This is a genomic window from Microbacterium sp. Yaish 1 (assembly GCF_002245215.1).
Lineage (GTDB): Bacteria > Actinomycetota > Actinomycetes > Actinomycetales > Microbacteriaceae > Microbacterium.
The window spans coordinates 1,066,925-1,087,018 of sequence record NZ_NPMR01000001.1 but is presented as its reverse complement, the minus strand read 5'-3'; the positions used below and the strand labels follow the sequence as shown (position 1 = coordinate 1,087,018).

The 20,094-nt window shown below is 68.3% G+C and carries 23 protein-coding genes and 1 pseudogene; 14 read left to right on the top strand and 10 right to left on the bottom strand.

Translation table 11 applies throughout. From position 1 onward, the window contains the following. Window positions 1-136: 136 nt before the first annotated feature. Entirely contained in the window at window positions 137-790 is a 654-nt protein-coding gene (locus tag CI089_RS05140; RefSeq protein WP_094260536.1) for an alpha/beta hydrolase, read from the bottom strand. A 57-nt stretch (window positions 791-847) separates the two neighbouring features. Between CI089_RS05140 and CI089_RS05135 the strand changes: the two genes are divergently transcribed. The 3 genes from CI089_RS05135 to CI089_RS16230 are packed head-to-tail and all read left to right on the top strand — an operon-like array spanning window position 848 to window position 3,704. After that, window positions 848-1,459 (top strand): NUDIX hydrolase family protein, encoded by a 612-nt coding sequence (locus tag CI089_RS05135; RefSeq protein WP_094260535.1) that lies wholly within the window; start codon window positions 848-850, stop codon window positions 1,457-1,459. Window positions 1,460-1,484: 25 nt separating this feature from the next. Continuing rightward, on the top strand, window positions 1,485-3,404 hold the full coding sequence (locus CI089_RS05130; protein WP_094260534.1) for a M3 family metallopeptidase: 1,920 nt from the start codon (window positions 1,485-1,487) through the stop codon (window positions 3,402-3,404). Window positions 3,405-3,452: 48 nt separating this feature from the next. Next, entirely contained in the window at window positions 3,453-3,704 is a 252-nt protein-coding gene (locus CI089_RS16230) for a hypothetical protein (RefSeq protein ID WP_143738900.1), read from the top strand. Window positions 3,705-3,778: 74 nt separating this feature from the next. Here CI089_RS16230 and CI089_RS05125 read toward each other — a convergent pair whose 3' ends face one another. The 4 genes from CI089_RS05125 to CI089_RS05110 form a co-directional block, all read right to left on the bottom strand. Beyond that, window positions 3,779-4,264 (bottom strand): GNAT family N-acetyltransferase, encoded by a 486-nt coding sequence (locus CI089_RS05125; RefSeq protein WP_094260533.1) that lies wholly within the window; start codon window positions 4,262-4,264, stop codon window positions 3,779-3,781. A 186-nt stretch (window positions 4,265-4,450) separates the two neighbouring features. Then, window positions 4,451-5,131, bottom strand: a complete 681-nt coding sequence (locus CI089_RS05120; RefSeq protein ID WP_143738898.1) for a hypothetical protein — start codon at window positions 5,129-5,131, stop codon at window positions 4,451-4,453. A gap of 182 nt (window positions 5,132-5,313) precedes the next feature. Then, complete coding sequence (locus CI089_RS05115) at window positions 5,314-5,679, bottom strand: hypothetical protein (RefSeq protein ID WP_094260532.1); 366 nt, start codon at window positions 5,677-5,679, stop codon at window positions 5,314-5,316. A 98-nt stretch (window positions 5,680-5,777) separates the two neighbouring features. Beyond that, window positions 5,778-6,170, bottom strand: coding sequence for a hypothetical protein (locus CI089_RS05110; RefSeq protein WP_094260531.1), 393 nt, complete (start codon window positions 6,168-6,170; stop codon window positions 5,778-5,780). Between the two features lie 198 nt (window positions 6,171-6,368). On the opposite strand from CI089_RS05110, the gene CI089_RS05105 reads away from it, so the two are divergent. Beyond that, complete coding sequence (locus CI089_RS05105; RefSeq protein WP_094260530.1) at window positions 6,369-7,073, top strand: TetR/AcrR family transcriptional regulator C-terminal domain-containing protein; 705 nt, start codon at window positions 6,369-6,371, stop codon at window positions 7,071-7,073. A 54-nt stretch (window positions 7,074-7,127) separates the two neighbouring features. On the opposite strand, the gene CI089_RS05100 is transcribed toward CI089_RS05105, so the two are convergent. Continuing rightward, window positions 7,128-7,583, bottom strand: coding sequence for a MarR family winged helix-turn-helix transcriptional regulator (locus tag CI089_RS05100; protein ID WP_094260529.1), 456 nt, complete (start codon window positions 7,581-7,583; stop codon window positions 7,128-7,130). A gap of 644 nt (window positions 7,584-8,227) precedes the next feature. On the opposite strand from CI089_RS05100, the gene CI089_RS05095 reads away from it, so the two are divergent. From CI089_RS05095 to CI089_RS05070, 6 genes are all read left to right on the top strand, one after another. Next, entirely contained in the window at window positions 8,228-8,689 is a 462-nt protein-coding gene (locus tag CI089_RS05095; RefSeq protein ID WP_094260528.1) for a hypothetical protein, read from the top strand. Window positions 8,690-8,729: 40 nt separating this feature from the next. Further along, window positions 8,730-9,401, top strand: coding sequence for a GOLPH3/VPS74 family protein (locus CI089_RS05090; RefSeq protein WP_179223230.1), 672 nt, complete (start codon window positions 8,730-8,732; stop codon window positions 9,399-9,401). 2 nt (window positions 9,402-9,403) lie between these two features. Continuing rightward, window positions 9,404-10,381 (top strand): ABC transporter ATP-binding protein, encoded by a 978-nt coding sequence (locus tag CI089_RS05085; RefSeq protein ID WP_094260526.1) that lies wholly within the window; start codon window positions 9,404-9,406, stop codon window positions 10,379-10,381. After that, on the top strand, window positions 10,378-11,202 hold the full coding sequence (locus CI089_RS05080) for a hypothetical protein (RefSeq protein ID WP_094260525.1): 825 nt from the start codon (window positions 10,378-10,380) through the stop codon (window positions 11,200-11,202). The genes CI089_RS05085 and CI089_RS05080 overlap by 4 nt, the downstream gene beginning before the upstream one ends. 68 nt (window positions 11,203-11,270) lie before the next feature. After that, complete coding sequence (locus tag CI089_RS05075) at window positions 11,271-11,948, top strand: TetR/AcrR family transcriptional regulator (RefSeq protein WP_179223229.1); 678 nt, start codon at window positions 11,271-11,273, stop codon at window positions 11,946-11,948. After that, on the top strand, window positions 11,945-12,607 hold the full coding sequence (locus tag CI089_RS05070; protein WP_094260523.1) for a DUF998 domain-containing protein: 663 nt from the start codon (window positions 11,945-11,947) through the stop codon (window positions 12,605-12,607). Before CI089_RS05075 ends, CI089_RS05070 begins: the two co-directional genes overlap by 4 nt. Window positions 12,608-12,742: 135 nt before the next feature. Here the strand turns inward: CI089_RS05070 and CI089_RS16555 are convergent, their stop codons facing one another. The 4 genes and pseudogenes from CI089_RS16555 to CI089_RS05055 all read right to left on the bottom strand — a co-directional run bounded on the left by CI089_RS16555 (window position 12,743) and on the right by CI089_RS05055 (window position 15,962). Continuing rightward, window positions 12,743-12,982, bottom strand: coding sequence for an alpha/beta fold hydrolase (locus tag CI089_RS16555; RefSeq protein WP_256977517.1), 240 nt, complete (start codon window positions 12,980-12,982; stop codon window positions 12,743-12,745). Window positions 12,983-13,022: 40 nt separating this feature from the next. Beyond that, window positions 13,023-13,172, bottom strand: a pseudogene (locus tag CI089_RS16735) (alpha/beta fold hydrolase); the annotation flags it as partial. A 127-nt stretch (window positions 13,173-13,299) separates the two neighbouring features. Further along, entirely contained in the window at window positions 13,300-14,427 is a 1,128-nt protein-coding gene (locus CI089_RS05060; protein ID WP_094260521.1) for a threonine aldolase family protein, read from the bottom strand. A 47-nt stretch (window positions 14,428-14,474) separates the two neighbouring features. Further along, window positions 14,475-15,962, bottom strand: a complete 1,488-nt coding sequence (locus CI089_RS05055) for a DUF6421 family protein (RefSeq protein ID WP_094260520.1) — start codon at window positions 15,960-15,962, stop codon at window positions 14,475-14,477. Between the two features lie 271 nt (window positions 15,963-16,233). Between CI089_RS05055 and CI089_RS05050 the strand changes: the two genes are divergently transcribed. The 4 genes from CI089_RS05050 to CI089_RS05035 all read left to right on the top strand — a co-directional run bounded on the left by CI089_RS05050 (window position 16,234) and on the right by CI089_RS05035 (window position 20,031). Next, window positions 16,234-17,247, top strand: coding sequence for a diacylglycerol/lipid kinase family protein (locus tag CI089_RS05050; protein ID WP_094260519.1), 1,014 nt, complete (start codon window positions 16,234-16,236; stop codon window positions 17,245-17,247). Window positions 17,248-17,312: 65 nt separating this feature from the next. Next, complete coding sequence (locus tag CI089_RS05045) at window positions 17,313-18,509, top strand: sensor histidine kinase (protein ID WP_094260518.1); 1,197 nt, start codon at window positions 17,313-17,315, stop codon at window positions 18,507-18,509. Further along, window positions 18,506-19,162, top strand: coding sequence for a response regulator (locus CI089_RS05040; RefSeq protein ID WP_023953977.1), 657 nt, complete (start codon window positions 18,506-18,508; stop codon window positions 19,160-19,162). Before CI089_RS05045 ends, CI089_RS05040 begins: the two co-directional genes overlap by 4 nt. Window positions 19,163-19,269: 107 nt before the next feature. Beyond that, window positions 19,270-20,031, top strand: coding sequence for an ABC transporter ATP-binding protein (locus CI089_RS05035; protein ID WP_094260517.1), 762 nt, complete (start codon window positions 19,270-19,272; stop codon window positions 20,029-20,031). The last annotated feature ends 63 nt before the right edge of the window (window positions 20,032-20,094 follow it).

Sequence of the window (20,094 nt, the reverse complement as noted above, 5' to 3'; positions counted from 1 at the left end):
CCAGCGCGGAAATCGAAAGGTGCGCTGGCCAGGTCGGACGCCCGAGGGGTCGACGGATCAGCGCGGGATCACAGCGCGGTCGCGTCGAAACCGATCAACGGTCGTTCCTCACACTCGGGACAGGGGCCCGGGCAGTCTACGCCGACGGGAGCTGCTTGTGCAGGAATGTCGCGACATCCCGCAGCTCTTCCGCCGAGACGGCATGGCCGAGGTCGGGGTAGACGCGCCCGCTCAGGTCGACCCGGCTGGGCAGCCACTGCGCCGTGTGCGCGACGAGCGCGGGCGGGATGACGTCGTCGAGGGCGCCGCGGCCCCAGAACACGGGCGGGCGCCGTTCGGCGAGCTCGGCGTCGGTGTCGAGGTCGGCCGGGTTGGCGTACCCCGAGAGGTTCACGGCGAAGGCGTAGTCGTGCGGGCGCACCCGAAGGGCCTCGAGCGCCATGACCCCGCCCTGCGAGAAGCCGAGCAGCCCGACGGATGCCGCATCTCCCCGCTCCGCGTCGATCCACTCGGTCAGCGCACGGGCGGCGGCCGTCGCGGCCTGCGGATCGCGGCCGTTCAGGCCCTCGATCGGGTACCACGACCATCCCGGTGTCGGGAACGGCGGGGTGAGCGGGGCGCGCACCGCTGCCACGACGTACTCGGCGGGCAGGTGCGGTGCGAGGGCGAACAGATCGTTCTCGTCCGAGCCGTAGCCGTGCATCATGACCAGCAGCGGGCGCCCGGCGCGCTCGGCCGGAGCGGCCGACCAGCGGACGGCGGCGGGATCGAGAGCCGGGACCGACGACATGCGACCATCCTGCCAGCCTCCTCCGACACCGCCGAGGGTCATTGGTATACATGAGGCATGGCCGTGCGCACCCCCGATCCCGATCCCGACGAGCGCGGCGAGTCGTCGCTCCCGGCCGACCCGCTGCGCGGGGCCCCGGGCGGCGGAGCCACGAACCCGGCCTGGCTCAGCGACGTCGAGCTCACCGAAGCGCGCCGCCGGCTGCCGATGCTCTACGTCGAGGCCGTGCCGGTGCGCACCGACGGGCTCGGCGCTGTCACCCAGGTCGGCATCCTGCTCCGTGCCACACCGGTCGGGGAGATGACGCGCACGATCGTCTCGGGCCGCGTGCGCTACGGCGAGACGATCCGCGATGCGCTGTTCCGTCACGTCGAGAACGACCTCGGCCCCATGGCCTTCCCGCTCCTGCCCGCGTCGCCCACGCCCTTCACGGTCGCCGAGTACTTCCCGATCCCCGGGGTCAGCCCGTTCCACGACGACCGCCAGCACGCGGTATCCCTCGCCTTCGTCGTGCCGGTCACGGGCACCTGCGAGCCGCGTCAGGACGCGCTCGAGGTCACGTGGCTCGACCCCGCCGAGGCGGCGTCCGACGCGCTCGCGGCCGAGATGGAAGGTGGTCGCGGCACGCTCATCCGGCTCGCGCTCGCCTCGGTGGGCGCGCTCCGCTGAGGCGCGTCCTGCGTAGGCTCGGGGCATGACCGATCCGCAGCCCCTCGCCTTCCCCGCCGACCACGCCGGATGGCTCGCGTTCGCCGCCGAGCGCCCGGATGCCCGCATCGCCCGCGTCCGCGAGATCGACGCGCAGCTGATCGCGGGGCGCGACCTGTCGCCGCTGGCACGCCTGCAGCTGTGGAACGAGGCGTCGATCGCGATCGCCGAGGCGGCGTCCGAGGCATCCCTGCTGAGTGAGTCGCACCCCGACGCCGACGTGCGGGCCGCGTCCGAGGCGCGCGTGCAGGCCATCGACGCGCTCCTCTCGCAGCGGGCGCTCGATCCCGCTCTCTTCGCCGTCTTCGACGGCCTCGCGACCGACGGGCTGGATGCCGCCGCCCGCCGCCTGCTCGCCCACATCCAGCGCGACTTCCGCCGGGGCGGCGTCGACCGCGACGAGGCGACCCGCGAACGGCTGCGGGCGCTCGCCGAGCGCGACACCGAGCTCTCGCTGCAGTTCTCGCGCAACATCCGCGACGGACGCCGCGAGCTGAAGCTCCCCGCCGACGCGCTCGAGGGGCTGCCGCAGGACTTCATCGACGCCCACCCGGTCGATGACGACGGCCTCGTCACCCTCACGACGGAGTACACCGACCTCATGCCGGTCCGCGAGTTCGCGGTGCGCCGGTCGACCCGCACGGCACTGCTGTCGGTCTACAACGACCTGGCCTGGCCCGACAACGATCCCGTCCTCGCCGAGCTGCTCACGGTGCGCGCCGAGCGCGCGGAGCTGCTGGGCTACGGCGACTGGGCCGATTACGAGACCGAGACGCGCATGATCGGCTCGAGCGCCGCCATCCGATCGTTCCTCGCCGACATCGATGCAGCCACTCGCGAGGCCGCCGCGGCGGAGTACGACCGGCTGCTCGCGCGGCTGCGCGTCGACGAGCCCGATGCCGACGCGGTCACCTCGGCCGACCTCTGGTACCTCCTCAGCGCGCTCAAGCGCGAGGAGTACGCCGTCGATGCGCAGGCGGTGCGCGCGTACTTCGCGTTCGACAACGTCCTGGCGGGCGTGCTCGACGTCACGGCGCGGCTGCTCGACGTGTCGTACGTGCCCGTCGAGGTCGGCGCCTGGCACGCGGACGTCCGCAGCTACGACGTCGTGCGCGGCGAGCGCCGGCTCGGCCGCATCCACCTCGACCTCCACCCACGCGAGGGCAAGTACAACCACGCGGCGTGCTTCAACCTCGCGCCCGGCATCGCGGGCCGCTCGCTTCCCGAGGGCGTGCTGCTCTGCAACTTCTCGCGGGGCCTGCTCGAACATGACCAGGTCGTGACGTTCTTCCACGAGTTCGGGCACCTCGTCCACGGCATCCTCGGGGGCGCCGACGCCGTGTGGGCCGACTTCAGCGGCATCGAGACCGAGTGGGACTTCGTCGAGGCGCCGAGCCAGCTGCTCGAGGAGTGGGCCTGGGATGCCGGTGTGCTGGCGACGTTCGCGCGCAATGCCGACGGTGAGCCGATCCCGGCCGACCTGGTCGAGCGGATGCGGGTGGCCGATGCCTTCGGTCGAGCGCTCGAGGTGACCCGTCAGCTCGGGCACGCCAACGTCTCGTACGGTCTGCACGTCGAGCGGCCGAGCGATCTGCAGGCCGCCGTCGAGGGCTGGTACCGCGCCGCGTCGCCGGTGCACCCGCTGCCGAACGGGCACACGTATGCCGGCTTCGGGCACCTCACCGGATACGGCGCCTGCTACTACACGTACCAGTGGAGCCTCGTCATCGCCCGCGATCTGCTCTCGGCGTTCGGCGACGACCTCATGGACCCGTCCGTCGCGACCCGCTATCGCGAGCGCATCCTCGAGCCGGGCGGCAGCCGCGACGCAGCCGATCTCGTCGCCGACTTCCTCGGTCGCCCGTACTCGTTCGAGGCCTACCGGGCCTGGCTCGCGGGCGCCTGAGCGCGGGCCTCCACGAGGGATCCACGCACCGAGAGGAGAAGACTGACGATGGTTCGCTCACACCAAACGAATCGCATCTCCAGGAACGTCGCCGTCGGTGCGGTGACCGTCCTCGTCGGCGTGGTGCTGGCCATCGTGTTCGCGCTTCAACCGTGGCGTATATGTCCCGAGGACGACGTGCCTGCGGGTTGCGCGGCACTTCCGCAGGATGTGCTGGGGATGATGCTCGGCATGTGCATCATCCTGGGAGGAGCGGCAGCACTTGTGGTCGGCTCGCTCAGACGCGGTAAGGACGTGTGATCACCGCACCGCGAGGAGCGTCCAGCTCACACTCTCGTCCGATCTATCGCGCGAGAGCGGCCGTAGAGGATCTTTTACGGCGCCGGCGGCAGCGTGATGCTCAGTCGAAGGTCATCCACGCCCGGCCGGCTGCTCAAAACCCCCGAGAATCGCGCTGCTTCTGCGAAGCCGAGCGACAGGTAGAGACGTAGCCCTGGTTCGTTCGTCGAGAGAACCTTGAGCCATACGCGAGCGCCGCCTCCGATCGCAGCCTTCTCGAGGGCAGCTTGAACGAGGCTGCGGCCTACCCCTATCGATCGAGAAGCCGGCGAAACCCCGAGGCCGGCGATGTACCAGTCGCCGTACTCGCTCGGCCTGTGAAGCGTTCGGACATAGCCGACTGGCCGACCATCGCTCGATGCCACGATCACGTCTTCCACTCGTGCATCCGTAGGCGGTCCGAAGAACGGACGGTCCTGTGCCCAGAGGTCGCCGGGGTCGTTCGACTCAGCCCAGCACTCAAACGAGATCTCGGCGAGCGCACGATCGTCCTCAGGCGCGGCTTGTCGGAGCATGGTCATCCAGCAATAGTAGGAGGCGCCTGACTGTTGGCGTCCCTGCGCTCCGCGCCGATAACGATCGTTTGCGGCACAGCCGCCTCATGTGCCGTGAGAGCCCACCGAAACCCGGGACCGTCTCAAAACATGGTTCTGGGTCGAAGTGGTTTTGGACGGGGGTTTTGGTGGGTGCGCTAGCGGCCCTGGCCGCTACTCGGCTCGCTGGACCTGGAAGTGGACCCGCAACAGCTCAGCGTCCGCGGGCATCGCGGGGTAGTGGCCCCGCAGGCCGGCGGCATACTCGGGATCCAGCTCGCTGAGCGTGGTCGACTCGATCGCAGTGATTGATCCGTCGAGGTGCGCGAACTCGGGATGCCCCTCGAAGACGAAAGTCGCGGCACCTACGTGGTGGGTCTCATCCCACCGGATCGTCGACGTCTTTTGCCCCGACAGCACCGCCTCGTAATAGCGGCGATTAAAGCGCATCACGCGGCCGGTGGGTGCGTCCGGAAAGAAGTAGGTGTCGGGCAGGAGCTTGCGGATAGGGCGCATCAGGGGTCCTTCCTCGCCGGGAACCGCCACCAGAATGTCGGGGTGCTGATCGAGAAGCACTTGCCGGCAGCGCCCGCAGGGCGGTATCAGCCCTCGTCCCCGATCGCCGGCAGCAGCGATCGTGAGAAGTTGTGTCGCTCCCGCTGTCGCGGCCACGCCGAGGGCAACGAGCTCCGCACAGGGGCCGCCGTTGAAGTGGTAGACGTTCACCGCTTTGTGCACCCGACCGTCGATATCCATGACGGCCGCGGCGACCGTGTGATTCGGGTTCTCACCGAGGGTCGTTGCGAGTTCTTCGGCTACGTCGATGACCTGCTGCTCAGCTTCGAGTGGTTGCACAAGGGGTCACCGTAGCAGCGAGACTGCTGGACCCCGTTTTTGGAGGTTCCCACAACCGGCCGAAATTGATCGTTATCGGTCCCACCGCGCGGAGACGCTCGGAAGCGCTGCCAGAAACGTGGATCGATACCTGGTTGTGACCAACGTTTTCGGTGGACCTATCGCGTCGCGTGTTGCGAAGCTCACGGCTGGGGTAGCTGGCTGGCAGTCGTGCGGTTGGCGATGAAGGCGGCGGACTTCGTCTGCAGGAACGTGCACAGCGCCGAGACCATCGCTAGTTCGGTTGACAGCTCGAGCGCGCGGCCGGCGTCGAGCTTGACCTCCTGCTCCCGCGCCTCGAACGTCACTGCCCAGCGGGTCGATCCGATGGGCTCGGGCTGCAGGTACGTGACGGTTCCGGCGTTGAGCAGGTCCAGGCCGATGAGGCCCGTGTCGTGACCGTCTGTGCCGTCCTGCGCCATGACCCGCAGCCGGTCGCTGACGGGGTAACCGAGCTCGGCGAACTCCGCCAGCCAGGCCTCCAGGGTTTCCTTCGTCCGAAACGGCATGCGCTCCTCCAGATCACCGCAGCGAGACGTCCTCCCGGGATGTACAGCGCTCATTATCGCCTCACCGGTTGTCGATGCGTGGCCCAGCTGCGGTTTGATCATCGTTCATCCGCCGCGCTGTGGCCCGGAGTCGTGCTCTCGTTGCCCGCCTCGGCTTGAGGCTCATAGTGGCCGAGAGACTTCTCTTGAAGAAACGCGCATAGCTCGGCGGCGACCTGCAGCTCGTGAGTGAGCGCGTTCAGCTCGAAGCTCGTCAGCTCCAGCGCCTCGTCGGTCGGTTCGATAGTGATGAGCCAGTTGAGCTCATCCCCCGTATCCCGGGGTTCGATCCACACCGAGTTCGGTGCGTTCTCAAGCGGCACGATGACCAGCCCGGTGTCGTCTCCGCCGGATCCATCCTGGACTGCGACGCGGATGAGGTCACCTGCGCCTCGGGAGTCGACGAACTCTGCGACCCAGTGCTCCAGGGTCTGCTTGCTGTGGAAGGGCATCTGCGGCGGTTTCAGTCTCTCAGGCCAAAGGGTTGAAGCGGAGGCATTGATCCCGGTCCGCGCCGGTGGGCGGACTCTTACCGAGCCGGTGTGCAGAACCAGCTCGGCGGATTAGCTTACGGTGTAAACATAGACCCGGTTCGTCTCTCGTGCACACAGATCTGCTCAGAAGGGGGAGGATCGAAGTGGAGGCTTCATATGAGCAAGCAGTCCGACCTTTCACCACCACCCAAGCTCGGCCGCGACGTGATCGTCGAGGCCGCGCTGGTCATCGTCGACCAATCCGGCCCGTCAGCGCTCTCGATGCGCACGCTCGGCCAGCGGTTGGGTGTTGAGGCGATGGCGCTGTACCGGCACGTGCACGGTAAGGAAGACCTGCTCGAAGGCGTCGTCGCATCGTTGATGGGGGGTCTGACCGAGACGATGCGAGAAGAAGCTAGCGAGCATTGGCAGACGTTCCTCCAAAACGTCGCCCACGCTGTGCGCGGGATCGCCGTCGAACACCCCCGCGCGTTCCCGCTGATCGCCACCCGGCACCCCGCAGCACCGTGGCTGCGGCCGCCGCTGCGAAGCGTGGAGGTCGTCGACACGTTCCTCAGCACCCTCATCGCTCAGGGGTTTACTGACGCCCAGGCCGTCAGCGCGTACCGGGCGTTCAGTAGCTTCCTTCTGGGGCAGCTGCTGCTGGAAACAACCGTTCGCGGTGCGCAGTTCAGCCCCGCCGACATCGCGTTGGATGAAGGCGACGCTGACGTGCCGAACAAGGACGGGCAACTCTCGCTCGACAGTGCCCCCGAAGTGCTGCGCCTGAGGCCGCTCCTGAGCGAGGACCGCAGCAAGGAAGAGTTCGAGATCGCACTCGAGCTGCTGCTGGACCGGCTAGATCGGGAGCTCTCTCAGTAGAAAGCCGCTGATTGACTGCTGCCTCGGTGCCCGCGAGTACGGGCGCGACGCGACTCAGCCGATCGAGGGTGCGTGTAGCCGGTCGAGGAATTCGATGATGCCCTCTGCGGTGGTGGCAGGTAGGTCGGCGATTGCGCGGGAGACGCGGGAGGACTCCTCATCCACCGTCGCAGACAGCGAGCGGACCGTCTTGTCGCTGAGCTCAATGAACACTCGCCTGCGATCGGCCGGGTGAGGGACGCGGTGAAGGTGACCGCCCTTCTCCAAACGGTCCAGCAGCGCGGTCGTGCTCGCAGACGAGATCGCAAGACCCTGGGAGATGTCCTTAGGCGACATCGCCGCACCGTCTCGATGCGCGCGAAGCAGAAGTCGCAGCGCGGCGAAGTCCCTCACACCGACCTTGAGCGTTTCGCACACCCGGGCGCGAGCCGAGTCCTCGGCAATCGTCAACGCCTGCAGGGACCTGGAAACCCGCTCTGCTAGCTCCTCATGACCCGCTTCGACCATCATCACACCTCAATACCAACCGCTCACCTCCATCGTCCCTGGCCCCTCGCTCCTTGACGGACTCCCTTCCCTAACGTGGTCTGCCCTGGTACGTGCAGCTGTGCCGGCTCGGGTCGACGTGCCGGAATCGATCGTTTCCGGCGGGCTCGTCGACATCGACGGCCGAGTGCGCGACACCCCGACGATGCACCCGCCGAAACCCCGTGTCGAAACTGATTCGGGCCGGAACCTCGGCGGTACCGTCTTCGGCACGGCACACTACCTGAGGACCGGGGCGCCCTCGAAGTGCTCCGGTCGATCGCCTCGCCGGCAGTGAACGCATCCTGATCGAAACGCTCCAGGACCTCGACGCCCGCTTCGAGCGCGTCGGTCTGACCGTCAGGGTTCTGATCTCGCGTCGAGACGCGCGCGTACCCGATCGTGACCATGCGCACTGTCCAACGCGAACGCTGCTCTCGTCACATAGATCGCTGACACGAGTCAGGAGAGGCAACGCGCCGTCTTCAGCGGACCGTTCGTTCGATGTCTTATGAACGGTCGTTCGCTTTTGGGCGTTGCCCCGTTGATGTTCGTTCGCAGGGCCTCGTTGACATTGACAAACCAGCTGGTTAGTTTGTTATCCAATCGGTTAACGATGGGAGATCAGGATGCCTCTGCAGGTTCGTGTCGCTCGCGTGCTGCTGGCGGTCATCGCCGCGGCTCACGGCGTGGCGATCGTCGTTGTGGTTCTGCTGCAGGGAGTCCTAGCGGAGCAGATCGGTGGCACACAGCAAGCTCTGAGCTCCTCGGATGTCTCGAAACTGGTCCTGCTGGAGTTGGTGCGCACAGTGTCGTTCCACGCCCTGCTGGTCGTGGTCTGCGGTATCTACGCGGCGAAGATCAGCTCAGGCAGCCGACGAGTGTTCCGCATCGTGGTCGCTTCACAGGCGCTGTCAGTGGTCTTCGGGATCGTGACCTGGTTCACCTCGCCCGATGTAGTGCGGTTCGTGACTCCTGCGTTCGTGGTGTCGGCGTTTGCGGTGCTTCTGCTCCTCTTGGGCTCGGCGTCTGCTCGAGCGTTCTTCTCGGCCCGGAGCCATGCCGGCGTCCAGGCGACACCCTCCCGCTAGCCGAGGGTGTCACCCCCTGCAACGTTTGACTTCACAGAAAGTGACGATCTTGGACTACTGGCACGTTCGGCTCGCAGACTCACTCTTCGTCTTGGCCCACCGGCCGGATGGAAAACGGGTCGTCCAACGCAAGTTTTTGACGATCGGTCTGGGTGGGGCCGTGTTGACGGATCTCGTTGTGCATCGCCGAGTTTCTTTGGCTGATGCGAAGGTCGTGCCGGATGACGCGGGGGTGGTGCTGCCCGGGCTGCCGGGCGAATTCGACGCGATCGTCCGGTCCGAAGCGCGGCCTCGGTCGGCGGAACACTGGGTGCGGAAGTTTCGAAGCTCTGACGTCGAGGGCCGGGTCGCGGGCCATGCAGTGCGCAGCGGCCTCGCGACGGCCGAGGAGGACGCGGTGCTGGGTTTCATCCCTGTCGCCCGCTATGCGCCGAACCAGGCTGCGCTCGATGACCTGGCGGCTCGCGTTTCCGACGTCCTTGCCGACCGCAGAACCGCCACGGATTGGGATGCTTCGTTGGTCGGTTTGTGCGACGCCACCGGGGTATTGAAGAAGGTGTTCCCGGGGACTCCGAAATCTGCCGTGAAGTCGATCACCGAAGGCGAGTGGGCGTCGGAGGCGCTGCGGAAGGTCATCACGCAGGCGAACGCCGCGGTGCGTAATGCGGTCATCTCCACGGTGCACGCGAACAACGGATCGCAAGGGTTCTGACCATGACCGACACGACGCCCTCCTCCTCCAGCCTCGGGAACGGCGACTGCGCCATTGTGCCCGCGATCCAGATCGAGCACCTGTCCAAAAGCTACGGTGCGACCACCGTCGTTGATGACCTGACGTTCACCGTGCATCCAGGTACGGTCACTGGATTCCTCGGACCGAACGGAGCCGGCAAATCAACGACGATGCGGATGATCCTCGGGCTGGACCGCCCCAGCAACGGACGCGCGCTGATCGGGGGCCGCCCCTACGCCCAGTGGCCCAGTCCCACCAGGCTTCTCGGATCGCTATTGGATGCATCGGCAATTCATCCCGGACGCACCGCCCGCGCGCACCTGTCCTGGATCGCACGATCCTCAGCCGTCCCCGCCTCCCGCATCGGCCCCGTTCTGGACCGGGTGGGAATCGCCGATGCTGCCGACCAGCCTGCTGGCGGCCTCTCGCTCGGAATGCGTCAACGCCTAGGTCTTGCCGGGGCGCTGCTCTGCGACCCCCGGGTTCTCATCCTGGATGAGCCCCTTAACGGATTGGACCCGGAAGGCATCGTCTGGCTACGACACCTGTTGAAGGAATTCGCTGAGACCGGCGGCACGGTGCTGCTGTCCAGTCACCTGATGAACGAGATGCAGGCCACCGCCGACCACGTCGTCGTCATCGCCCGGGGGCGCCTGATTGCCGATGTCAGCGTCGCCGAACTCGCCGCCAGAACCAGCGGCACCATCCGCGTCGACGGCGTCGGCGCCGCCCAGATCATCGACGCCCTCACTAAGCGAGGCGGAAACATCGAGAACGCGGATGACTCCCCGGACAGATTCACCGTCACCGGAGTTGACCCCGCCGAGATCAACCGGATCGCCTGGTCGCTCGATGTGACCCTTCGTGAGCTCGCTCCCACCGGAGCGAGTCTTGAGACAGCGTTCCTCACGCTTACCCACAACCAAGACCGCCGGACCACGAAGGGAACGACACCATGACCGCCACGACCGCTCCCGCCCAAGACGTCAGCCGATACGAGCCAGCCCGGGCGTCGTTCGTCGATCTCGTGAGGGCGGAGCTCGAGAAGATCCTCAGTCAACGCCCTCAACGGTGGCTGATCGGGATTGCCGTGTTGCTCGCGCCATTGGCTGCGATCGTGTTCTGCATCAGCCTTCCAGTCACTCAAGGTAAGACTCTCGATGGCACGGCGACCGGAGAGGTACTGACGGCGAGCCTGCTCGGCATCGACGCGGCCACGATCGCTGCGATCGTGTTCGCCGCGGTCGCTGTCGGCACCGAGTACTCCACCGGCCTCATTCAGTACAGCATCACGGTCACCCCCGACCGCACCAGGCTCCTCACCGCGAAGACCATTGCGGTCGCCAGCGTCGCCGCCGTGATCGGGATCGCTGGGGTCATCCTCGTCGGGGCAGTAGCCGGCACCGCCGTCGCTGGCACGGGCCGCAGTTTTGTCGACATCCTCGGCGGATCGGGGCCGCGCATGCTGGCAGGAAGCATCCTCATGCCCGTGTTCTACGGGCTGCTCGGCGCCTTCTTTGCTCTCGTGTTCCGAAAGACCGCCGCAGGTATCCTCGGGCCCATCACCGTTCTCGTTATCGCTGCCATCATAGGATGGTTCGGGGCTGAGGTCAGCCAGGTCCTCACCCCTGTGACGCCCCTCGCTGGCCTGCACAGCATCTCCGGCATCGCCTCCGGCGCCGAGGACATCGGCCCGCTAGCCGGAGGTATCACACTCATCGTGTGGCTTCTGGTCGGCTACGGAATCGCCCTCTGGCGCTTCACCCGAAAGGACGCATGACGATGCCCAGCACCGCGGGCGAAACCGCCCTGCCTAGGACGACGCGACCTCGGCCCGCGGGTCGAGAGTTGACGTTCGCCGAACGGGCGCGTCGTGAGCAACTCATCAGCGTCACCATCGCCCTGATCGCCGAGAACGGAGCCGCCAGAACATCGTTACAGAACATCGCTGATGCCGCATCGATCACGAAAGCGGCCGTGCTGTACCACTACCCGACGAAGAAGGACGTTTTCCGGGCGGCGTACGAAGTCGTCCGAACCGGCCTCATCGCCCATATGCGCGCCCGCATCGAAGCAGCCCCTACGCCCGGCGCAGCGCTCAAGGCCTACCTCACCTCGCAACTCGACTACCTCGCCGAGCACCCACAACACGTCCGCGTCATGTCGGAGTCGTTCACCGACCCCGACATCGGAATTACCGAGCACACCGACACTCAGGCCCGATGGCGCCCCCTCGCCGACCTCATCGCTAAAGCCCAGACCGCCGGCCAATACGACCCCCAGGTCAATGCCGAGGCACACGCGATCATGTTCGGCGGAGCCGTCGACGCGCTCGTTGCCGAAACCCTCACCAACTCAGACTTCTCCCTCCCGGGAGGCGCGAGCGCTCTCCTCGGCCTCGTCGACGTCTTCATGCCCTCGCCGCCGGAACGCGAACACTCCGACGATGCACACCAAGCCAACGCGGCCGGGTCCGCGAAAACAGGACGAGAATCGTTGAAAGCCACCAGTGAGGGAAACGCATGACGGGAACGAATCGTTCGATGGGCCCATGGGCGAGCACAGGGCTGCTCTGGATGCTCGGTCCGTTGTGGTACCTGCTGTGTGAAGCGATCGCGGCCACCGCCTTCCCGGGGTACAGCTACGCCACCAACTACATCAGCGACCTCGGCGTGCCTGACAAGGGCATCCTTGATGGACGTGTTCTCAATTCGCCCCTCCATGCCGTGATGAACGCCGGGTTCATTGGTGAAGGCATCTTGTTCCTTCTCGGGCTCGTCCTCCTCCTGCCGCGCCTGCACCGCACGGCCAGCGTCACACTCCTGATCATTTTCGGAGCCCTCCACACTGTGGGCATCGTCCTGGTCGGTGTCGTGCCTGGGGCCGAAGCCTACGTGCATAACGGACTGATCGTCTGGCACGTAGTAGGCGCGTTCCTCGCGATCGCGAGCGGCAACCTCGTGGCGATCATCGCAGGCAGAAGCCTCCGCATGTCTCGGGTGATTCGTCGGACCGGATCGATTCTCGGCGCGCTCGGCTTTGCCAGCGCCGCCCTGCTCATGGTCCACTTTCTCCTTCCCGACGGGATCTGGGAACGGGCATCCGTGTACACATTCCTTGCCTGGCAACTCGTCACGGCAACGGTCCTGCTACGCGGTTCAGCCGTTCCCGATGGACCCAGATAACGCCTATACAGGTTCTTGTGAGAACCGGTTGCGCACCACCCGGGGGCGCGTACCCGGCCGATCGCCGCTCGACACCTATCTCCACCAGAACCGCGCCACCCCTTCGGGTGTTGACCTGACGTCTCCGGTTGTCGGTCAGTCGAGGATGACGTCCAGGACCTCCCGGACGAGCGCGGCGGGGTTCTCTTCGGGCAACCAGTGTCCGGAGTCGGGGATCTCGACCCTCTCCTGGAGGTTGTCCAACAGAGGGGCGAGTGTCGGCTCGGTGTGGGCGAGAGAGCCGGCCGCCGTGGCCCGTTTCGTGGGCGAGTTGACGATGGTGGCGACGTCGTTGTCCGCCTGATTGCAGGCGATCCTCCAGTGAGGCGTCCACATACTGGGCAATGGTCTTCTTGTCGAAGCTGCGGGGGGATCCTTCGCTGTCGTCAAGGCCGGGAGGGTCGATGGCGTACACGGTGCGGTGCTCCGCGAGAGTGGGCACGATGTCTCGCCATTCGAACCAGGTCTGCGGCCACCCGTGAATCAGAACCAATGGTGGACCTTCGCCACCGGTGACGTAGGGCATCTTGACGTCATCGACGGTCGCAAACTCGTGCTTGAACTCCTCGTTGAAATCGGCATCCTCGAGACGCGGCGGGGCCTCGAGAGCCGCCAGGTGCCCGTGGGGCGGATGCGGCGGCCGCGGGAGGTGGTCAGTCGGTCGTCAGGCGCGCGAGCTCGGCGACGAACGCATCGACGTCGGATGCCGACGTGTCGAACGAGCACATCCACCGCACTTCACGCCGGGCCTCGTCCTCCCGACGGAGGCTCGAAGCATCGCTGGCGCGATCCTCCGAGCCTCCGTCGGCGGGGCCCCAATCGTAGAAGCGGAACGACGCGCGCAGCCGGTCGGCGACGCCCTCGGGCAGCACCGCGAAGACGCCGTTGGCCTGCGTCGGCTGCGTGAACTCCACGCCCCGCACCGAGCCGTCGGCGATGCCCGCCTCGACCGCCGATCGCAGGCGCTGCGCCATCCCGTTCGCGTGCTCGGCGTTGCGGCGCCACAGGTCGTTCTCGAGCAGTGCGACGAGCTGCGCCGAGACGAAGCGCATCTTCGACGACAGCTGCATGTTGAGCTTGCGCAGGTAGGTGAGCCCCTCGGATGCCGCGGGGTCGAGCACGACGATCGCCTCGCCGAGCATCGCGCCGTTCTTCGTGCCGCCGAAGCTCAGCACGTCGACGCCGACGTCGCGCGTGATGGCGCGCAGCGGCAGGTCGAGGGCCGCGGCGGCGTTGGCGATGCGCGCGCCGTCCATGTGCAGCCGCATCCCGCGCTCGTGCACGTGGTCGGCGATCGTCCGCAGCTCGTCGGGCGTGTAGAGCGTTCCGAGCTCGGTCGACTGGGTGATCGACACGACGAGCGGCTGAGCGCGGTGCTCGTCGCCCCAGCCCCAGGCCTCGCGGTCGATGAGGTCGGGGGTGAGCTTGCCGTCGTCGGTGGGGACGTTGAGGATCTTGATCCCGCCGACCCGCTCGGGAGCACCGCCCTCGTCGACGTTGATGTGCGCGGTCGATGCGGCGATCACCGCGCCCCACCGCGGCAGCATCGACTGCAGCGCCGTGACGTTGGCACCCGTGCCGTTGAACACGGGGAAGGCCTCGGCGCCCGCGCCGAAGTGCTCGCCGACGAGGTCCTGCAGCCGGGCGGTGTACACGTCCGAGCCGTAGGCCGTCTGGTGGCCGTCGTTGGCGGCGGTGATCGCCGCGAGGACCTCCGGGTGGATGCCGGAGTAGTTGTCGGACGCGAAGCCGCGCACCGAGGTGTCGTGCAGGGAGGTCATGACCTCATCCTTTCAGCCTCGGGCGCGGCCTCGGTCCGTTGCGCGGGTCAGCCGCGGATGCCGCGGGTGGAGGCGATCACGTCGCGCATCTTCTTCTCGAGCGCCTCGTAGAACATCGACAGCGGGAACTCGTCGTCCAGCACCGCATCGGTGTAGCCCTTCGGCGCGCCCGCGAGCACCTCGTCGGGGAGGCCTCGCGCCCACACCGACGCCGGGTGGGGTTCGAGCACCGAGCGCACGAGGTCGTACGCCGCGAGCCAGTGCGCGGTCTTCGGGCGGTCGATCGACTCCCAGTAGAGGCGGTCGATCGCGTCGCCCAGGGCGACCACGGCATCCGGCACCTCCTGCCATTCGAAGGCGAGCGCGGTGTCGGTCCAGTGCAGCACGCCCCGGCGATGCAGCCAAGCGAACAGCAGCTGGCCACCGAGCCCGTCGTAGTTGCGGACGCGCGTGCCGGTGATCGCGAACCGGAAGATCCGGTCGAAGATCACGGCGTACTGCACGAGTCGCGAAAGACGCAGCAGCTCGGCGTCGACAGGGTCGAGATCCGCCTCGGCGCTCAGTCGCCGGTCGAGCGCGACGCACTCGCGGAACGCCGTCAGGTCGCACCGCAGCTCTTCGAGGGAGTACAGGAAGAACGGCATCCGCTGCTTGATCATGAACGGATCGAACGGCAGATCCCCCCGCATGTGGGTGCGGTCGTGGATGAGGTCCCACATCACGAACGCCCGCTCGGTGAGCGCCTGGTCGTCGAGCATCTCGGCCGCCTCGGCGGGCAGGTCGAGCTTCGTGATCTCGGAAGCGGCTCGCACGACGCGGCGGTAGCGGGCCGCCTCGCGGTCCTGGAAGATCGCGCCCCACGTGAAGGGCGGGATCTCGCGCATCGCGACGGTCTCGGGGAACAGCACCGCCGAGTCGGTGTCGTAGCCGGCCGTGAAGTCGAGCAGCCGCAGCGAGACGAAGAGCCGGTTCGGGTACATCGTCTCGAGGCGCGCGATCGCCTCGGGCCAGATCGTCTCGACGAGGAGCGCCTCGACGTGACGGTTCCGCGACCCGTTCTGCGTGTACATCGGGAAGACGACGAGGTGGCGGATGCCGTCGACGCGGTGGAGCTGCGGCTGGAACGCAACGAGCGAATCGAGGAAATCGGGCACGCCGAATGCCCCCTCCGCCGACGTCGCGTCGTCCGGATGATCGGACCGCGCCCATCGTTCGAAGTCCCGGATCGACGCGGTGAGATAGTCCGCGTCGTGCGGGAACCGCGGCGCGAGGCGGCCGATCGCGGCGGTGATCGCCGCGACGTGGCGCCGCGCCGTCTCATGATCCCCGGGATCGGGCACCGAGCCGTCGGCGGCCTGCAGCTGCTGCAGGGCCGTCGCGGCGTCGCGCAGCGCGATCCAGGCGGGGTCGTGCTCGACGCCGTCGGCGAGCGCGAGGCTCCGGGCGTCGACCGCGCCGCCGTCCTCGACGACCTCGGGCTCGCCGATGATCGTCTTCGTGGCACCGGGGGTGGGGTGCGTCTGAGCGATGGACATGGGGAACCTCCGATCTACGAGGTACGGCTCCCGCGCGGGAGCGGTGGTCAGGTGGCGTCAGCCTAACCGGCCGTCGGGCCTGAGGCGATGGCGGTGGCGGTGGCGGTGGCGGTGGCGATACACCTGCCGGGTCGGCGGGGCTGGTGTTGCCTCGGCGGCGCTGGCACGCGACACCAGCCCCAGCGGTCCGGCGGCTGTATCGCCGTCCGCCCGTCGCGCACACACTGTCAAGGCGTGGCAAGCGCCGTCCGGGCCGGGTTAGCGTCGCAGCATGCCCGCCGACAGCCCCACGTCCGACAGCACCACGTCCGACAGCACCACGCCCGACAGCACCACGCCCGACAGGCGCTCCGACGGGCCGGGCGCCGACGGGCGTGGCGTTCTGCTGATCACGAACTCCCGCGCGGGCACGTCGGTGGTCCGACCCGATCCGCTGCCCGAGATCCGGCGGCGGCTGCCCGAGGCGCGGGTCGAGAGCTTGGGCGAGTCGTCGATGGACGAGATCGTCGCCTCGGCCATGTCGGACGCCGACGCGCCGACCGCACTCGCCGTCCTCGGCGGCGACGGGTCGGTATCGCGTGCCGCGCACCTCGCGCGTCGTCATGACCTGCCGTTGCTCGTCCTGCCCGGCGGCACCTTCAACCACTTCGCCCGCGCTGCCGGCCTCGAGACGGTCGAGGCCACCCTCGACGCGTATGCAGCCGGCGCGGTGCGCAGCGTCGTCGTCGCCGAGGCGGTCGTCGACGACGGCGAGCCCGTCACCGTCCTCAATGCGGTGTCGCTCGGCGCCTACCCCGAGATGCTCGCCGAACGCGAGAAGCGCACGAGCCTGGGCAAATGGTGGGGCGGCGCGGTCGCGGCGTGGCGCGAGATGCACGGAGCCCACCGCATCACGATCGTGCGCGACGGCCGCCGCGCGGTCGTCTGGTCGGTCTTCGCCGGCCTCGGGCGGAACGACCCGCGGCGTATCGCGATGATGCGTCGCGCGAGCCTCGACGAGCCCGTGCTCGATGTCCGGCTCCACCACGCCCGGGGCACGCGGCTGCGGGCGGTGACCTCGCTGGCGTTCGGTCGCCGCACTCTCGCCGTCATGCGCGCGCTGCGGCTCATGCCGCCGGCATCCGACCTCGAACGGGCCGTCGTCTCCGAGATCGAGCTGACGGTGCGGCCGGGCGGCGCGACGCCGGTGCTCGCGCACGACGGCGAGCTGACCGAGACGCCGGCCGACGGCTACCGGCTGCGGCTCCGTGCGGTCCCCGACGGTCTGCGCGTGTACGCGCGCTGAGCGCGCTCCGGCGGATACATCGCCAGAGGGATGCCGCGCCCCCGGGGCTCGCGTACCGTCATAGCGTGTTCCGTCCGCTCCGCCGCTATCAGCTCTCCGTCGACGTCTCGGTGGCTGTCGCGTTCGCAGCGCTCATGCTGCTGTTCACCTGGGTGGGCGTCGTGGGCGTCGGGATCCCGAACGACCGCGTGTCCGCGTTCGTCGCGATCCTCCTCGTCGTCCCCTTCAGCGCGGCGGTCGCCCTGCGTCGCCTCTCGCCGCCGGTCGCCCTGGCGCTCGCGTGGGTCGGCGCGATTCTGCAGATGCTGGCGCAGCTCCCGCCGCTGCCGGTCGACATCGCGATCTTCGCGGTGCTCTACACGTGCGCGGCCTACGGCACGAACCGGGTCTTCTGGCTCGGGTTCGCGTCCTCGATCGCGGGCGCTCTGGCCATCACCGTGTACTTGCTCATCCCGACGGCGGCATACTCGATCACCGCCGGCGGCGACGACCTGATGTTCTACCTCATCACCGGCTCCATGCTCTTCATCGCGGCGGTCTTCGGCCTGCTCCTGGCATGGACGGTGGGGGCGCTCGTCCGCGTGGGCCTGCGTGCGCGTGGCAACGCGGAGGCTCAGCGGCAGGCCGAAGAGCGTGCGACGGCGGAGTTCGAGCGCAACCGCATCGCGCGCGACATGCACGACGTCGTCGCCCATTCGCTCGCCGTCGTCATCGCGCAGGCCGACGGAGCGCGCTACGCCGCGGCGGCCGACCCGGATGCCGCTGCCGAGTCGCTCCAGACGATATCCTCGACCGCCCGCTCCGCCCTCGCCGACGTGCGCATGCTGCTGACGCAGCTGCGCCACAGCGAGGGCGAGGGCCCGCAGCCGACCATCGCGGAGCTCGAGGTCCTGTACGCCCAGGTGCGAGCCGCGGGTCTCGACCTGCGCGTGGACATCGACCCCGCCCCGCCGGGCGAGCCGCCCGCGGCCGTGCAGATCGCGGTGTACCGCATCCTGCAGGAGGCCCTCACGAACGCGATCCGGCACGGCGCGGGCGGTACCGTGGATGTGTCCCTGTCCTGGCTGCCCGACCGCGTGGAGGTCCGAGTGAGCAACCCCCTCCCGCCGGCGAGCGAGGCGACCGGCCCGGTGCGCACCGGCGGACACGGTCTCATCGGCATGCGCGAGCGCGCTCAGCTCATCGGCGGCAGCATCGAGGTGGGCCCCCGGGGCGACGCCTTCGTCGTGGCGGCGACCCTGCCCATCGGCGGCCCCGCGTGAGCGTCATCCGGGTCGTCCTCGTCGACGATCAGGCGCTCTTCCGTGCCGGCATCCGCATGGTCGTCGCCTCGCAGCCCGACCTGGAGGTCGTGGGCGAGGCCTCGGACGGTGCGGAGGCGATCGGCGTCGTGCGCGCGACGCGACCCGACGTCGTGCTGATGGACATCCGGATGCCGGTCATGGACGGCCTCACCGCGACCGCCCAGCTGCTCGACGACCCGGTCTTCGACGGTGCGCCGCCGCGCATCGTGATGCTGACCACCTTCGACCTCGACGAGGCGGCCGCGCGAGCGATCCGCCAGGGGGCGAGCGGCTTCCTGCTCAAGGACGCCGACCCCGAGTTCCTGCTCGCCGCGATCCGCACAGTGCACTCCGGGTCGTCGGTGATCGCGGCCTCGGCGACGCGCGAGCTCTTCGCGACCTTCTCGGCGCCCGAGCAGAAGCCGGTCCCGGCTGCCTTCGCCGAGCTGACCGACCGCGAGCGCGAGATCTTCGGACTGGCCGCCCGTGGGCTCTCCAACGCCGAGATCGCCCAGCGGGAGTTCCTCTCCGAGGCGACGGTGAAGACCCACATCAGCCGCATCCTCGCCAAGCTCGCCCTGCGCGACCGCGTGCAGCTCGTCGTCTTCGCGTTCGAGCACGGGCTCGCCTGACCGGCGGGGGCGGATGACGCGGGCGGATGCGGGATCATCCGCGAGATGTACGCACCCGCGACGACGGACCGATGCCGGGGTCCAGCCCGGTTCGTAGCGTCGGGGACATGCAGATCTCGACGACCGACCTCGGCCTCGCCGCCCGGGTCCAGAACCTCTCCAAGACCTACGGCGCCGGCGAATCGGGGGTCCGTGCCCTCGACGGCGTGTCCGTGGGCATCCGTCGTGGCGAGTTCACCGCCATCATGGGCCCCTCCGGCTCGGGTAAATCGACCCTGATGCACATCATGGCGGGACTCGACGCGCCGACGTCGGGCCGCGCGTGGATCGGCGACACCGAGATCTCGGGCCTGTCCGACCTCGATCTCACGATTCTGCGTCGCCGGCGCGTCGGCTTCGTGTTCCAGTCGTTCAACCTCGTGCCGACTCTCGACGTCATCGGCAACATCACGCTGCCGTTCGAGCTCGACGGGCGCTCGCCCTCGGCGCTCGAGCGCTCGCGCATCGACGGGCTGGTCGACTCCCTCGGGCTCGGAGCCCGCCTGCGGCACCGTCCGCACGAGCTGTCGGGCGGCCAGCAGCAGCGCGTCGCGATCGCCCGAGCGCTCGCGACGGCGCCCGACCTCGTCTTCGCCGACGAGCCGACCGGCAACCTCGACTCCCGCTCGGGTCGCGAGGTGCTCGCCCTCCTCGCCACCGCGAGCCGCGAACACGGTCAATCGATCGCGATGGTCACCCACGATCCCGTCGCCGCCTCGCACGCCGACCGGGTGATCTTCCTCGGCGACGGTCGCATCGTCGCCGACAAGCCCCGGCAGACCGCCGAGGAGATCTCGGCCCACATGCTCGCCGCCGAGGTGTCGGCATGACCGCGGTGACCGTGCCCGGCACCGCGTCCTCCTCGGCGCCGACGCGTCCCGGGCCGGGCCCGT